Source organism: Campylobacter concisus, from assembly GCF_902460575.1.
GTDB lineage: Bacteria > Campylobacterota > Campylobacteria > Campylobacterales > Campylobacteraceae > Campylobacter_A > Campylobacter_A concisus_AW.
The window spans coordinates 616554-630949 of the sequence record NZ_CABPUY010000001.1 but is presented as its reverse complement, the minus strand read 5'-3'; the positions used below and the strand labels follow the sequence as shown (position 1 = coordinate 630949).

Here is a 14396-nt window from a genome sequence, read left to right as displayed (position 1 = left end):
CTAAACCTCTAAAACGCTGTAAATTTTAGTAAGCGACTTTAGCTTTTCGCTACCTTTTAGATCGACTAGATCTATGAGAAAGCAAGCTTCTACGCAGGTTGCATTAGTTTGATTGATAAGCTCTACTGAAGCCTTTGCAGTGCCTCCAGTGGCTATGAGATCGTCCATCAAAAGCACTCTAGCACCTACTTTTTCTTCAAAGGCGTCGATATGAATTTGCACTTCATCGACGCCGTATTCTAGGCTATATTTTTGAGAAAGCGTGATATATGGCAGTTTTTTTGGCTTGCGAATAGGCACAAAAGGTAGCCTTAGCCTTGCTGCAAGCGCCGCGCCAAAGATAAAGCCTCGTGACTCGATACCAGCGATGTAGTCGATATTTGCATCCTCATATCTAGCCATCAAATGATCTATCAAAAAGTTAAATGCCTCTTTGTTATTTAGTAGCGTCGTGATGTCGCGAAAAACTATGCCAGGCTTTGGAAAATCGTTTATGCAGCGAATAGAGTTTAGTAAAAATTCTTTGCCTTTTTGATCTAAAATTTTCATAAATTTCCTTAAATTTGAGATTATAGTAGCGCTTCGATCTTGCCTTCAAGCTCGCGGATGCGTTGTCTTAGCTTGTCGTTTTCTAAGCGGTACTGGGAATTTCTTGTGCGAAGTGAGGTTACGTCGTTTTTAGTTTTGTTTAGCTCGTCTGTCAAGATGTCGATGTTGCCTAGACTTCGTTGGAGTTGGATCTGAAATTTCCTTATGACGACCTCGGTGTCTTGGAGGTTATTTTTCATAAAATCTTTTGTCGCACGCTCTTTTTTTAGAAGCGTTTTGAAGTAAAAAACCATGACGGTTAGGTAGATCGCGGCACAAACAAGAGCGGTAAAAACGATCCACTCGCCTATCATTTGCCTGCCTCAAGCTCTATTTTTTTGACTCTTCTTTCGTGCCTGCCGCCTGCAAACTCAGTCTTTAAAAACGCCTCAGCCGCCGATATAGCAACGCCTGCACCGATAACTCTTGCGCCAAAAGCGATGACATTTGCGTCGTTGTGCTCTCTGGCAAGCCTTGCGGTAAATTCATCATGGCAAAGGGCGCATCTTACGTTTTCATGTCTATTTGCAGCGATCGAGATACCAATGCCTGTGCCACAAACTAGCACGCCGTAGCAGTTAGGCTCAAGCTTGCTTGCTAGCAAATGTGCATAATCAGGGTAATCAACGCTATTTTTATCGTTTGTACCAAGATCAACCACTTCGTATCCAAGCCCTTTAATGGCCTCTTTAAGCTCGTTTTTTAGCTCAAAACCAGCGTGATCGCTAGCTAAGAAAACTTTGTTTATCTTCATGAAAAGTCCGTTAAATTTTTTGTTGATTATAGTCAAAGTTGCATTAAAATAAAATTTTACTCTCAGCCAAAATGAAGCTATAATTTACCAAAAATTTAAAGGAGAAAATGTGAAAAAAGCACTCTTTTTAGTGGCTTCTACGCTAGCCTTTGCAAATGAAAATCTAATAGAGATCTACACAGATCAAACCATCATCACTCAAAAATTTAGTGACGCAAATAGCTCTTTTAGCGCCTTTGTGCCAGAGGGTGTGCAGAGTGAGAACATCACTATAAATGGGGATTGTGACGCGAATGCTTATCTAAAAAAGATCAGCGAAGAAAATAGCCCAAGTTACATAAAATGGAAGCAAGAAGTTGCAAATTTAAATAACAAGCTTGAGGCGCTAAATGCGAGAGGTAGGTTTATAGAGCAAGCTTTGGTAGAAGAAAACAAAAGTAACGATGTGACAAAAAGGGCTGATGAGTTTTATAAATTTAGCCTAGAAAATATCGAGAAAATTTCAGCTGCTAAAAGTGAGCTTGAAGCGCTTAAAGAAAATGAGCCAAAGAGCGAAATGGCTGGATTTTTGCAGCTTGATATGAAATTTGCTTGCGACCCAAAAGAGGCGACGCTTTCATACATGGATGATGAGGCGCCAAAGACGCTAAATGAAATTTATGCAGACACAAAAAACAAAAATATCTTGATAAAACAAGAAATTTTACTCACAAACCCATTTGCCAGCGAAGTTAAAAATTTAAAACTCGCCATCTATCCGACCAGATATCAAAAGGCGCTTGCTCCAAGCAAATTTTACCCTTGGTACGAGGAGAGCGAGGCGGAGGCTGATGGTTACGGCGCTTCAAAAAATATGCTAAGAGCCGCGAAAGTCACTGCTGAGGTCGCTGATATGCGTGTGCAAAGAGATGAGAATGAGTTTGCCAAAATTTGGAAGATAGATGGGATAAATTTAGCAAAAGGCGAGAGCAAATATATAACTTACGACATGCAAAAAATGGATGCAAATTTTAGCGTTTTTGCTGATTTTTACGGCTCGCTAAAGGCATATAACGTAGCTAGCTTTAAGCTAAATGACGATCTAACGCCAGCCAAAACGCAGTTTTATGTTAATGGCGTGAGTGTTGGCAGTCCAAGCGAGTTTGAGATGAAAGCTAAAGATGAGGCCTCTGAGCTATTTTTAGGACAAAACGAGCTAATCGAGCTTAAAAAAGAGCGATTAAATAAATTTAAAAAGAGCTCGCTTCTTGGCAAAGAGCGCATAAGCGAAGAGGACTATGAGATAAGTGTCAAAAATAACTCAAGTAAAAGTGTCGATGTCACTTTGGTTGACCGCGTGCCAGTCTCTGCTGACGAGGCGGTAAAGGTCGAGATAAAGGGCTTTGATAAAAAAGATATCAGCAAAGATGGCAAGGTGGAGCTTAAATTTAGCCTCGCACCAAAAGAGGAATTTAAAAAAGAGTACTCTTATAAGATCACAAAGCCAAAAATTTAGAGCAAATTTGCTCTAAATTTAGCCATTTATAAAGGTACTTGCGATATCTAAAACGTATCTTGTCGGATAAAAGATAGTATCTTTTAAAGGCGAGACGAGGATGATGATAAGGATGACAAAGCCATATCTTGAGATGCCCTCAAGCTTTTCAGCTAGTGCGTGAAAGCCAAAATTTCTAAGCGCGTACTGGGTCGCGTGAAAGCCATCAAGTGGCGGGATCGGATAGAGGTTAAAGATAGCTAACATCAAATTTAAAAGCGCAAGCGTAAATAAAAACTGAAGTAAAATTTCAAAGGTTTCTATATTTAGTAGAGCCTTTAGCACAAAAAGCGATAAGATGCCTAAGATGACGTTGTAGCAGATGCCTGCTAGACTTACGTAGATAGCTGCCTTGTAGCCGCCATTTCGCACGACTGTGTAGGTATTTACAGGCACTGGTTTTGCCCAGCCAAACATCATGCCAGTGCTTAGATAAAGCACCAGTGGCACGATGATAGTGCCAACAAGATCGATGTGTTTTATAGGATTTATGCTAAGTCTGCCAAGGCTTTTTGCGGTGTTGTCGCCAAATTTATAAGCGACATATCCGTGAGCGATCTCGTGACCGACGATGGCGATTACTAAAGAGAGGACGATAGTGACGACTTTGATAGGGTCAAAATTAGTGAAGTCCATCAACTTCTCCCTCTTTTAGAGCTTGTTTTGTGAAAAACTCATCGTTTTCTATCGTATCTACAAAGCGTCCAATACGTTCCCAGCGCACATTGTAGTTATTGTCCCAGCTAAAATATATAAACCAAGGCTGGCCGACTATGTCCTTGTAAGCCACGCTTCCCCAAAAACGGCTATCGTTTGAGTGGTCGCGGTTATCGCCTATCATAAAGTACTCATCTTTTGGCACTTTGACGTAAAAAGCGTTAAAGTTAAAATTTGGATTTTGCGGTAGTGAGCTAATGAGCGCTGGCTTCATAGAAACGTTTGATTTATTTGTATTTAGCATGAAAACCATCTGCTCAAATAAATTTACATTTTCGTCGTAGTGGATGCCGCTAAATCTATATGGCTCTTTTATGAAAAGTTTGCCATCAAGCTCGGCTATATCGCTGCATGAGTAACCAAATTTACTCTCTTTGCCGTTTAAATTTTCACGGCAGTTTGCCTTTATGAAGCTATCTCCCTCTTTTGGGCGTAGATATAGGGCTTTTTCAGTAAAAACGATCTCGTCCTCGCTAGTTGCAAAGCAGCGCTTTACAAAGTGAGTTTTTTCATCGTTTGGATAGCGAAATACGACTATATCGCCCCTTGCAGGACCATCGCCTGTGATGAGGTGACCATTGTCATTTAGCTCGGGTAAAATTTTCACCTCAAACCATGGAATTCTTGGTGTTGGTATGCCATAAACATACTTTTTAGCAAATAAAAAATCCCCAACCAAAAGCGTGTTTTTCATCGAACCAGACGGGATCACAAAGGCTTGAGCCACAAAGAAAATGACAAGCAAAACGATGATAACCGTGCCTGTCCAGCTCGAGCAAAAGTCATAAAATTTAGTAAAAGCTCTCTTCATTATCTCACTCTTTAATTTTTAGCTATCTTTGCTTGTGCAGCAAGGATTGTGTTGTTTAAAAGCATGGCTATGGTCATCGGACCAACGCCGCCAGGAACAGGCGTGATGTATGAGCATTTTGGTGCGACCTCATCAAAATCCACATCGCCCACAAGCTTGCCATCATCAAGTCTGTTTATACCCACATCAACGACTACCGCGCCATCTTTTACCATGTCAGCCTTTAAGAAAAATGGCTTGCCAATGGCTGCAACTATGAGGTCAGCATTTTTGCAAATTTCTTTTAAATTTTTAGTCTTGCTATGTGTCACTGTAACCGTTGCAGAGGCATTTAGGAGTAAATTTGCCATAGGTTTGCCAACGATGTTGCTTCTGCCGATCACCACTGCATTTAGCCCAGCTACATCTATGCCATACTCTTTCAAAATCTCCATCACGCCAAGCGGTGTGCAAGGCACGAAGCCATCAAGCCCGCTAACAAGCTTGCCAACATTTACAGCATGAAAACCATCTACATCTTTTCGTGGATCGATCGCTGCGAGCACGACGTTTGTATCGATGTGCTTTGGCAGTGGCAGCTGAACCAAGATGCCATGGATGCTATCGTCTAAATTTAGCACGTTTATAAGGGCAAGTAGCTCGTTTTGGGTTGTATTTTCGCTTAGACGGTGAGCCACGCTTTTTATGCCGTATTCGTTGCAGGCTTTCTCTTTGGCTCTAACGTATGTTTGAGATGCCTTATCTTCGCCGACCAAGACGACGGCCAAGGTTGGCTCGACACCAAATTTCTTTAGCTCATCAGCTCTTACTTTTACGCTTTCTTTGACCTTTAAAGATACGGCTTTTCCGTCTAAAATTTTCATATTTGATCCTTACTTAAAAGCTTTTTTAATCACAAGGGTGGTATCATACCTAAAAATAAATTAAATTTTTAAAAGAGAGGTTTATGAGGTCTGTTTTTTTGATTTTGCTTTTTTGCGTGGCGATTTTTGGTGCTGATTTTATCACAAAGACCGAGTACGCCAAGATGCTCTACCTAAATCCACGTGGCATAGGCTGTGATAAATGTCACGGTGCAAAGGGCGAGGGCAGTCTGATATCCAAATATAAACATTTTGACAAAAAGGCAAACAAAACAGTTGATGATGAGCTAAGAGCGCCAAAGATAAATGATATAGACTTTGAGAGCTTTAAAGCAGCTCTTACAAAGCCAAAAGGCGTCATGCCAAGCTACTTTTTGACAGACGAGGAGACAACCATCCTTTATGAATACATCACAAATCAGATGAAACCTCCTGCAAAAGCGGCAAAAACACAAAATTTAACCAAGCCAGCCGCTACGCAAAAACAGCCTGAACCTGCTAAAGCTGCACCAAGTGCAAAACCAGCAGAGCCAACTAGCACGCAAGCGCCAAAGACACCAGCCACCGCGCAAGCGCCAAAGACACCAGCTAAGCCAGCTGATCCCACAAAGCCAGCTAGCACGCAGGCACAAAAGGCACCAGCAAAGCCAGCAATAAATCAAAAAGATAATCAAAAGACAAATTTAAAAACACAAAATCAAAAGGATAAAAAATGACAAATAAAGAGGCATTTAGCGAAGCTAAAAAATATATCCCAGGTGGCGTAAATTCGCCTGTCCGTGCATTTGGCAGTGTTGGTGGCGAACCTATAATGATAGATCATGCTAAGGGCGCTTATATCTATGATGTCGAGGGCAAAAAATATCTTGACTTCATCCAAAGCTGGGGCCCGCTCATCTTTGGTCACTGCGACAAAGACATAGAAGAAGCGATCATCTCTGCTGTAAAACAAGGCGTCTCTTACGGCGCTCCCTCTCCAAAAGAGACAGCTCTAGCAAAGCTAATATGTGATGAGTTTAAACAAATAGATAAAATTCGCTTCGTTAGCTCTGGCACAGAAGCAACTATGAGTGCCATCAGAGTGGCTAGAGGATATGCCAAAAAAGATGGACTTATCAAATTTGAAGGCTGCTACCACGGACACAGCGACGCACTTCTTATCAAGGCAGGAAGTGGCGCTACGACATATGGCAACGCTTCAAGCGGCGGCGTGCCACAAGATGTTGTGAAAAACACATTTTTAGCTATCTATAACGATATAGAGAGCGTAAAAGCCATCTTTGAAAACAATAAAGACAAAATAGGCGTCGTCATCATCGAGCCTATCGCTGGAAATATGGGGCTTGTGCCAGCTGATAAGAAATTCCTAGAAGAGCTTAGAGCGCTTTGCGATAAATTTGGCGCTGTGCTCATTCTTGATGAGGTTATGAGTGGCTTTAGGGCTTCTCGCCTTGGCTCATATCCATTTCACGAGGTGGATGCCGATCTTGTCACATTTGGCAAGGTTATAGGTGGAGGCATGAACGTCGCTGCATTTGGTGGCAAGGCGGAGATCATGGACTGCTTAAGCCCAGAGGGTGCAGTATATCAAGCAGGCACGCTAAGTGGCAACCCAGTGGCGATGAGCGCTGGTATAGCGGCAATTTCAAAGATAAATAGTGACGTAAATTTATACGCTAGACTTGAAAAACTAGCTAAAAAACTAATGGACGGCTTTAAAGAGGCAGCAAAAAGCGCTGGTGTCGCTATACAAACCGAGGTTCGTGGCTCGATGTTTGGCTACTTTTTTACAGATCACGTTGTGAAAAACTACGACGATGCGCTAAAGAGCGATACAAAACTCTTTGCTAAATTTCACCAAGCGATGCTTAGGCGTGGAATTTATCTAGCGCCAAGTCAGTTTGAGACGGGATTTATCTGCGATGCGATGAGTGAAGCGGATATTGACCTAGCGGTAAATGCAGCTAAAGAGGCATTTTTGGAGATAAAAGCTTAATGGCAAAATTTAAGATAAAAGATATCGTAGCAGGAGCTGAGCAGCTAAGCCTTGGTATATCGATGGTTGTGGCTGTGGTGATCGGCACTGGGCTGGGGTATCTTGTAAAAAAGGCTACAAATTTCACGCCAGCACTTTGGATAGGGCTTGCCTTTGGCATCGCAGCTGCCATTTTAAATGTCTATAAAGCCTACAAAGCGCAGGTAAAAAGCCTAGATGAGCTAAAAGACGACAAAAGGTTTAAAAGCTACGAAAAAGATGATGATGAGGACGATTAGGAGGCTTTTTGTTTGCTACTTTGCGCTTTGGCTCGCCCTTAGCGTGGTTGGCAAATTTATATCAAATCAATTTTTTACAAGCTCGCAAATTTCATTTTTTGCCTCGCTTATCATCCTAACGGCTAGCTTTTTTGCCTATAAAAACCGCATAAACTCAAGGCTAGAAAATGCAAGAGAGGAAATTTTAGCCAAGATAGAGGAAGAGGACGAAGAAGATGATGAAATTTTGCCCCAAAAAGAGGCAAAAGAATTTAGCCTAAAAGATGAAAAAGCAAGGCTAAAAAAGCAGAAATTTTCTTTTAAAGATAGGAGTTTTGTGGCGGCATTTATGCCTTATCGCTTGGTTGCGTATGCGATACTTTTTTTTGGATTTATATTTTTAAAAAATGAAAATTTACTAAACGTGCCTGGCTTTTTAGTGGGGCTTGCTCCAATGCCCATTGGAGCTTTTATCTTTGGGATAATGCAAAATAATTTAAGAAAGGACGCAGATGGCAAGTAGCTTTAGGATCATTCGCTCGATGGGACCGCTATTTTTGGGCATGAGCCTGCTTTTTATAGGCAATGGCCTAGTCATCGCATCTTGTAGTGCGCTTCTTAAGCAAAATGGCGTAGGCGAGCTTGCGATTGGACTAATTAACACTGGATTTTTCATAGGAGCGTTAATTAGCACGATCACAGCGCACAGGGTCATCTCAACCACCGGTCACATCAGAGCTTTTGCTATCTTTTCAGCTATCTTTGCAGTCTCAGCCATGCTTCACGCCATAAGTGAAAATTTGATATTTTGGGCGATTTTGCGAGCCTTTTTGGGATATTGCTACTACGCACTTTTGATGGTTATAGAAAGCTGGCTAAATGCTAAGATCCCAAACAAGATAAGATCGCGCGTCATCGCCTTTTATGAGTGCGTTTTCTATACAAGTTTTGGACTTGGAATTTTGATCTTAGCGCTTGATCTTAGCGCATTTGAAATTTTCATCATCAGCGCAGCCTTTATCATGCTCTCAAGCATACCTTTAAATTTAATCCGCATAAACCAGCCTCAAATCCCGCAGCGCCAACCTATAAACATCCCAAAAATTTTTGGTATCGTCCCACTTGCCCTTGTAGGAGCGCTAGTTGCAGGACTTGCGATAAATGGCTTTTTTTCTATGGCAAGCCTCTTTGTCTTGCTTCAAGGATATAGCGCAAAAGAGGCGTCATTTTTTATGACCATAGCGATGGCTGGAGGCTTTTTAGCTCAAACATTTATCGGAGGCTTTTCAGATAGATACGGTAGACGCCCAGCACTCTTGCTTTGTAGCGCCGTGGCATTAGTTAGCGCAGCACTCTTTTTGCTAAATGGCTCAAATTTGATCATTCAATACATCCTTTCATTTTTCTTTGGCGGCGGCATTTTCTGCACATACGGACTTTCGCTTGCTAGGGCAAATGACGAGATCACAGACAAGACAAAGAGCGTCCAAGTGGCGCGTGCGCTGCTTTTTAGCTACTCTTTTGCCTCGCTTTTCTCGCCGCTTCTTATGAGCTATGCGATGAAAATTTTTGGCGCATTTGGCTTTATCTATGTCTATTTGGTACTTTATGTTGGGCTCATCTTGTTTGCGCTAACGCAAAAGACCATACCACAGCACATGAGAAAAGACTACAACGACAGGCTCGTTGCAAGGACGGCTGGTATCGCGACTATTCAGCAAAATGGCAATTTTGCCGATAGAGAAAATAAAAAGTAGAAAATGGACGTAGCAAATTCTCTAAATATATCAAACACCTCGGTTCAAACTGGGCAAAACGCCACCCAAAACGCGCCTGTTCGCAAAAACGAGGGTTCGCTTTTTAAAAATCAGCCAGCTGGGACGCCAAGCGAACAGAGCGTCTCAAACGCCCTTGATAACGTTGGCAAGCTAGTTGCAAGGGTGCTTGATGATCTAAAAAGCGCTTCAAGTCTTAGCAAAGCTGAGCAAATTTTATCGCAGGCAAAAGATACGAAGATCGCTCCAAATTTAGCTAGCGAGCTATCTGATCTTGCCAAAAGCTTAGAGGCAGAAGCGGCGCAAAATGAAAGCCCTGAGATAAAGAGCCTTGCACTAAAACTAAAAGAATTTCTAAAGCCAATAGCAGATCTCAAAGCTGGCTCGCTAAATGATCAGATCAAAAACTCAGGCGTCATGCTTGAAGCAAATTTAAAAGATGCGCTTACTCCAGAGAAGCTGCCAAGCTCGATACAAAAGCTACTAAGCGATATAAAAAATCTCTCAAATCAAAATTTACTTAGTCAAATTTTAACTCTAAATGATGAGAGCTTGGACAATCAAAACTCATTTATGAAGCTTACTTCTATGCTTGAAAAAGCGAGCGGTGATGCTAAAAACATCCTTGATAACTCAAGCATAAAAACGCTTTTAAAAGATGTGGATAAGCTTGATAATGTGGCTAAATTTCTGGATAAAAACTTCTCAAAAGAGCAAAGTGCAGACGCTGTTAAAAATCAGACCAGTAAGATGGAGAATTTCATCTCAAATTTAAGCGAGAAGGTAGGAAATTTAGCGAGTGAAAAACTAAATCAAAGTGTGGCTTTTAGCTCAAATCACAAAGAGCTAAAAGCTATCCTTGAGAGCCTAAAAAAAGATCTAAAAATGCTAAATAACATAGGCGATGAGGCTGGACTTGTAAAGGCATTTAATGAGGTTAGCGACGTCTCGAAAGAGGGTAGCTTACAAGATAAGCTCCAAAGTGCAGCAAGACGCCTCGCTCATAGCCTAAGTCTAGCTGACCCAGAAGCAAGCACAGCTAAAAGCGATCTAACTGAGAGTAAGGCGCTTTTAAAACAGCTAAAACTTGCTACAAACGACATAAACAACATCACGACAAAGAGCCAGAGTGAAATTTCAAAGGTGCTAAATCAAGATGTAAAAAGCACGCTTTTAAACATAAGCGAAAAGAGTCAAAACGCCCAAACTGTAAATGCTGCAAACAAGATGATCTCGCAGATCGAGATGCATCAGATGGTCTCAAGCTTGCAAGGAGGCATACAAACTTATATGCCTTATATCTGGGACGGCGTGGAGGGCGGAAATGTCGCGTTTAAACAGGGCAAAAAGGATAAATTTTATGCCCAAATCGATCTAAATTTTAAGAAATTTGGCCAGATAAATGTGATGGTGGGACTTGTGGATAAACGCTATATCGATCTATCGGTGGCAACGCAGACAAATGAGTTTAAAGAGCTCATTTTATCTAGCTCAAGCGAGCTAAAGCAAGCGATCTCAAAGCTTGGACTAATCGTTTCAAATTTTAACATCAAAACCTTGCCAAAGGTGAAGCTAAACGATAGATTTAAAAATTTTGGCGGCCTTGATGTGGGCTTTGATAAGAAAATTTGATGCAAGTAAATAAGAAAAAAGCCGTCGCTCTTGGCTATAACAGATCGCAAGATAACGCTCCAAAGGTGCTTGCAAGCGGTGCTGGCGAGATAGCAAACAAGATAATAAGCCTTGCAAAAGAGCACGATATACCGATCAAAGAGGACCCTGATCTCATTGAAATTTTAAGCAAGGTCGAGGTCGATCAAGAGATACCGCCAAATTTATATAAAGCGGTGGCTGAGATATTTAGCTTTTTATATAAGATCACAAATAAAAAGTAAATATTGCACTTTAATAGTGCTATAATCTCAAAATTAAGGAAATTTAAACATTAAAAGGAGGTATTATGAAAATTTCATCAAAAGTAACGATGATGATTGTCTCGTCCCTACTGGTGCTTGGAGCCATCTTAGTCTTTCTAAACATTTACGAGCAAAACAAAGCAATAGAATTTTCTACCAAACAGCTGACTGAAACGATCTTAGCCGACAAAAGGGCAGCTTTAAGTGAAGAGATGGATATTGTTTCAAATATTTTGCTTAAAATTCAAGAGGTCTATGACGACGCAAACGAGACCATTGAAGATCAAAAAGAAGATATCATCGACTATCTCTCAAAGGCTAGATTTGGCGATGATAAAAAGGGATACTTTAGTATCTACACTACAAAAGGTGTGGTTATCTCTAGCCCTGGAGTGCCTGAGTATAACGGTCTTGATAGACTTGAAGCAACTGATGCAGATGGCTATAAATACATAAAAGATCTTATGCAAAAAGCCTCAGAAAATAGTGAGGGCGCTTTTGTGAATTTTGTAGCTAAAGCAAAAGATGGCTCAATGACTAGAAAGATAGGAAAAGGGCTAAAACTAAACCTCTTTCATGAAGATGTAGTGCTGATGTCTGTTGTTAATCTTGAGGGTATGTATAAAGAGATAGATAAAATTTCAGCCACTATGCAAAATGACGCCAAGGCAAACACTACAAATTTCGTTGTTATAGCCGTTGTGGTTTTAATCATCTCACTAATAGTTGCCATGCTTTATTCTAAAATTTCTATCACAAAACCGCTAAATGAGCTAATCTTGCGAGCTACAAACCTCTCAAGCGGCGATGGCGATCTAACAAGAAAACTAGAAGTCGTTGGCAAGGATGAGATAGCAAAAGCCAGCGAAGCCATAAATAATTTTATAGAAAAAGTAAGGGTTTTAATCTCGGAGGCAAAAGATATCTCAAATGAAAATAGCTCCATCGCAAATGAGCTTAGCTCAACCTCAGTCCAAACTGGTCGCGGGGTAGAAAACTCAAGCAAGATAGTTGAGGACGCTGGGAAGGATTGCACTGAGATACAATCATATATGAAAGAGTCAATCGAAGTTGCAAAAGGCGGCAAAGATGATCTTAAAAAGGCGCTAAGTTACGTTGATGAGACCTTAAATACCATCTCAAATTTATCTTCAGAGATCGCTCAGACATCAGATATAGAAAATCAAATGGCTGGCAAGATCGAGCAGCTTAGCCGAGATGCCGAGCAGGTAAAGTCAGTCCTTGTTGTTATCAACGACATAGCAGATCAGACAAATTTACTAGCCCTTAATGCAGCCATTGAGGCAGCACGTGCAGGCGAGCATGGACGTGGCTTTGCAGTCGTTGCAGATGAGGTTAGAAAGCTAGCTGAGCGCACTCAAAAGAGCCTTACTGAGATAAACGCAACTATCAACGTCATCGTTCAAGCGATAAATGAAAGTAGCGAGCAAATGAGCATCAACTCTAAGCAAATAAGCGAGCTAACAGGCGTGGCAAACAACGCGCAAAACACCATAAGAGATATGAGTGGTATCATGAGATCAGCCATAGGACTATCTGATAAGACTATCGAGGATTATATAAAGACTGGCAAGGATATTGACGATATAGTAAAAAGCATGGAGGGCATAAGTCAAATTTCATCTCAAAGTGCAAGAAGCGTAGAAGAGATAGCTTCAGCTGCTGAGCATCTAAATAAGATGACAGATACGCTAAATGCAAAACTTGGCGAATTTAGAACTTGATTTGTGCGATAAATTTTAATTTTAAAGGCAATTAGTGGCTCAAAAACTGGTCTTAATAGGGGCTTCAACAGGAGGCCCAGGTCATATAAAAAAACTATTAAAAGATATAAATTTAAATGGTGCGATGGTCGTCATCGCTCAGCACATGAACAAGATGTTTATAAACTCATTTGTCACGCAAATGGGCAGGGAGTGCAATATAAATGTTGAAATTCTAAGCGAAAAGACAAATTTAAGAGAAAATATCGTCTATATCTGTGATCAAAATTTTGAAATTTCAGCGACTTTGCCAGTTAGTGCAAAGCCACAACCTGAGATAAAAACGATATATACGCCAAATGTTGATGTGCTTTTTAACTCAGGCACGCAGATCGCCAAAAATGTAAATTTACTTGCGATCTTGCTAACTGGCATCGGCGATGATGGCGCAGCTGGGCTTGATAAGCTCTATAAAGCAGGTGCAAAATGCATAGCTGAAAACGAAGAGAGCGCGATAGTTTATGGCATGCCAAAGCGTGCTAAAGAGCTAAATCAAAATTTAAAATCGTTAAATTTAATGATGATAAGAAAAGAGCTTGAGGAGTTTTTAAATGCTTTTTAACAAAGTGGATAAACAAAGCGAAGTTTTAGAGGCAAAAGCACCAAGCGACATGGATGGATTTAACGAATTTATGAGCACTATAAAGACGCTTTGCGGGGTCGATCTAGAGCCAAAGAGGGATATCACTCTGCAAAGAGTTAGTATATTTGCCAAAAATCGCCAGATAAAAAGCTTTAAAGAGTTAGTTTCGATGATAAGATTTGACACGCTACTTAGGCAAGATCTTTTAAATTTAGTCACCGTAAATGAGACATATTTTTATAGAGAGCTAGCCCAGCTAAAAGACGTGATCTACTACGCAAAAGAGCTTGGGGAGGCTAGAATTTTATGTGCGCCTTGCTCGAGCGGCGATGAGGTCTATTCGCTTGCTATGCTTGCTTATGAATTTGGCCTTAAACAAAGCGATATCCAGCTAACTGGCATCGACATAAACTCAGAAGCTATACAAGCTTGTAGCGTCGGATGCTACGGCGAGAGGAGCTTACATAGGCTAAGCGAGTTTCAAAAAGAGAGATTTTTTACAAAAAAAGATGACAAATTTTTCATCAAAAAAGAAATTTTACCAAGGTGTGAGTTTAAAATTTTAAATGTTTTTGACGATGCAATGTTTAATCTTGGTAAATTTGACATCGTCCTTTCAAGAAATATGATGATATATTTTGACGACGAATTTAGACTAAAGTGCGTTGAGAGGCTGCATAGGATGCTTAAACCAGAGGGCAGGCTTTATGCTGGACACGCTGATCTTGTGCCATACACCCCGCTTTACACAAAGCGTTTTTCAAACGGAGCTACATATTACGAGCGCGCCTAAGGGTTAAATTTAACCCAGGCCGCTT

The 14396-nt window shown here is 40.9% G+C and carries 16 protein-coding genes and 1 pseudogene; 11 read left to right on the top strand and 6 right to left on the bottom strand.

The window, feature by feature from the left end; genetic code table 11:
* The 3 genes from apt to rpiB are packed head-to-tail and all read right to left on the bottom strand — an operon-like array spanning position 1 to position 1342.
* Positions 1–549, bottom strand: a complete 549-nt coding sequence (apt, locus tag F3G76_RS03165; protein ID WP_149705896.1) for an adenine phosphoribosyltransferase — start codon at positions 547–549, stop codon at positions 1–3.
* A gap of 20 nt (positions 550–569) precedes the next feature.
* Positions 570–902, bottom strand: a complete 333-nt coding sequence (locus F3G76_RS03160) for a hypothetical protein (protein WP_002939538.1) — start codon at positions 900–902, stop codon at positions 570–572.
* Positions 899–1342, bottom strand: a complete 444-nt coding sequence (gene rpiB / locus F3G76_RS03155; protein WP_149705895.1) for a ribose 5-phosphate isomerase B — start codon at positions 1340–1342, stop codon at positions 899–901. Before rpiB ends, F3G76_RS03160 begins: the two co-directional genes overlap by 4 nt.
* Before the next feature lie 109 nt (positions 1343–1451).
* On the opposite strand from rpiB, the gene F3G76_RS03150 reads away from it, so the two are divergent.
* Positions 1452–2837: a DUF4139 domain-containing protein gene (locus F3G76_RS03150; protein ID WP_149705894.1), complete on the top strand. Its 1386-nt coding sequence runs from the start codon at positions 1452–1454 to the stop codon at positions 2835–2837.
* An 18-nt stretch (positions 2838–2855) separates the two neighbouring features.
* Here F3G76_RS03150 and F3G76_RS03145 read toward each other — a convergent pair whose 3' ends face one another.
* The 3 genes from F3G76_RS03145 to folD are packed head-to-tail and all read right to left on the bottom strand — an operon-like array spanning position 2856 to position 5267.
* Complete coding sequence (locus tag F3G76_RS03145; protein WP_149705893.1) at positions 2856–3512, bottom strand: site-2 protease family protein; 657 nt, start codon at positions 3510–3512, stop codon at positions 2856–2858.
* Complete coding sequence (gene lepB, locus F3G76_RS03140; protein ID WP_149705892.1) at positions 3499–4404, bottom strand: signal peptidase I; 906 nt, start codon at positions 4402–4404, stop codon at positions 3499–3501. The genes F3G76_RS03145 and lepB overlap by 14 nt, the downstream gene beginning before the upstream one ends.
* An 11-nt stretch (positions 4405–4415) precedes the next feature.
* Positions 4416–5267, bottom strand: coding sequence for a bifunctional methylenetetrahydrofolate dehydrogenase/methenyltetrahydrofolate cyclohydrolase FolD (gene folD / locus F3G76_RS03135; protein WP_149705891.1), 852 nt, complete (start codon positions 5265–5267; stop codon positions 4416–4418).
* 83 nt (positions 5268–5350) lie between these two features.
* Here folD and F3G76_RS10430 point away from each other — a divergent pair.
* From F3G76_RS10430 to F3G76_RS03085, 10 genes and pseudogenes are all read left to right on the top strand, one after another.
* A pseudogene (locus F3G76_RS10430) lies at positions 5351–5686 on the top strand (c-type cytochrome); the annotation flags it as partial.
* A gap of 293 nt (positions 5687–5979) precedes the next feature.
* Positions 5980–7263, top strand: coding sequence for a glutamate-1-semialdehyde 2,1-aminomutase (gene hemL, locus F3G76_RS03125; protein ID WP_149705889.1), 1284 nt, complete (start codon positions 5980–5982; stop codon positions 7261–7263).
* A complete protein-coding gene (locus tag F3G76_RS03120) occupies positions 7263–7541 on the top strand; it encodes an AtpZ/AtpI family protein (protein WP_149705888.1) in 279 nt (92 codons plus the stop codon). Before hemL ends, F3G76_RS03120 begins: the two co-directional genes overlap by 1 nt.
* Positions 7528–8043: a hypothetical protein gene (locus F3G76_RS03115; RefSeq protein WP_223227400.1), complete on the top strand. Its 516-nt coding sequence runs from the start codon at positions 7528–7530 to the stop codon at positions 8041–8043. The genes F3G76_RS03120 and F3G76_RS03115 overlap by 14 nt, the downstream gene beginning before the upstream one ends.
* On the top strand, positions 8033–9277 hold the full coding sequence (locus tag F3G76_RS03110; RefSeq protein ID WP_107796577.1) for an MFS transporter: 1245 nt from the start codon (positions 8033–8035) through the stop codon (positions 9275–9277). Before F3G76_RS03115 ends, F3G76_RS03110 begins: the two co-directional genes overlap by 11 nt.
* A gap of 3 nt (positions 9278–9280) precedes the next feature.
* The gene (locus tag F3G76_RS03105) at positions 9281–10927 is read left to right on the top strand and encodes a flagellar hook-length control protein FliK (RefSeq protein ID WP_149705886.1); all 1647 of its coding nucleotides are present in this window, start codon (positions 9281–9283) and stop codon (positions 10925–10927) included.
* Positions 10924–11190 (top strand): FlhB-like flagellar biosynthesis protein, encoded by a 267-nt coding sequence (locus tag F3G76_RS03100; RefSeq protein WP_223227339.1) that lies wholly within the window; start codon positions 10924–10926, stop codon positions 11188–11190. Before F3G76_RS03105 ends, F3G76_RS03100 begins: the two co-directional genes overlap by 4 nt.
* A 65-nt stretch (positions 11191–11255) precedes the next feature.
* Positions 11256–12956 (top strand): methyl-accepting chemotaxis protein, encoded by a 1701-nt coding sequence (locus tag F3G76_RS03095; protein WP_149705885.1) that lies wholly within the window; start codon positions 11256–11258, stop codon positions 12954–12956.
* Between the two features lie 34 nt (positions 12957–12990).
* Positions 12991–13557, top strand: coding sequence for a CheB methylesterase domain-containing protein (locus F3G76_RS03090; RefSeq protein WP_021092891.1), 567 nt, complete (start codon positions 12991–12993; stop codon positions 13555–13557).
* Positions 13547–14371 (top strand): CheR family methyltransferase, encoded by an 825-nt coding sequence (locus tag F3G76_RS03085; protein WP_149705884.1) that lies wholly within the window; start codon positions 13547–13549, stop codon positions 14369–14371. The genes F3G76_RS03090 and F3G76_RS03085 overlap by 11 nt, the downstream gene beginning before the upstream one ends.
* Positions 14372–14396: the final 25 nt, after the last annotated feature.

Bases quoted from the DNA above. Each gene is read 5' to 3' on its own strand.
- apt (WP_149705896.1), bottom strand. From the start codon at position 549: ATGAAAATTTTAGATCAAAAAGGCAAAGAATTTTTACTAAACTCTATT.
- F3G76_RS03160 (WP_002939538.1), bottom strand. From the start codon at position 902: ATGATAGGCGAGTGGATCGTTTTTACCGCTCTTGTTTGTGCCGCGATC.
- rpiB (WP_149705895.1), bottom strand. From the start codon at position 1,342: ATGAAGATAAACAAAGTTTTCTTAGCTAGCGATCACGCTGGTTTTGAG.
- F3G76_RS03145 (WP_149705893.1), bottom strand. From the start codon at position 3,512: ATGGACTTCACTAATTTTGACCCTATCAAAGTCGTCACTATCGTCCTC.
- lepB (WP_149705892.1), bottom strand. From the start codon at position 4,404: ATGAAGAGAGCTTTTACTAAATTTTATGACTTTTGCTCGAGCTGGACA.
- folD (WP_149705891.1), bottom strand. From the start codon at position 5,267: ATGAAAATTTTAGACGGAAAAGCCGTATCTTTAAAGGTCAAAGAAAGC.
- hemL (WP_149705889.1), top strand. From the start codon at position 5,980: ATGACAAATAAAGAGGCATTTAGCGAAGCTAAAAAATATATCCCAGGT.
- F3G76_RS03120 (WP_149705888.1), top strand. From the start codon at position 7,263: ATGGCAAAATTTAAGATAAAAGATATCGTAGCAGGAGCTGAGCAGCTA.
- F3G76_RS03115 (WP_223227400.1), top strand. From the start codon at position 7,528: ATGAGGACGATTAGGAGGCTTTTTGTTTGCTACTTTGCGCTTTGGCTC.
- F3G76_RS03110 (WP_107796577.1), top strand. From the start codon at position 8,033: ATGGCAAGTAGCTTTAGGATCATTCGCTCGATGGGACCGCTATTTTTG.
- F3G76_RS03105 (WP_149705886.1), top strand. From the start codon at position 9,281: ATGGACGTAGCAAATTCTCTAAATATATCAAACACCTCGGTTCAAACT.
- F3G76_RS03095 (WP_149705885.1), top strand. From the start codon at position 11,256: ATGAAAATTTCATCAAAAGTAACGATGATGATTGTCTCGTCCCTACTG.
- F3G76_RS03085 (WP_149705884.1), top strand. From the start codon at position 13,547: ATGCTTTTTAACAAAGTGGATAAACAAAGCGAAGTTTTAGAGGCAAAA.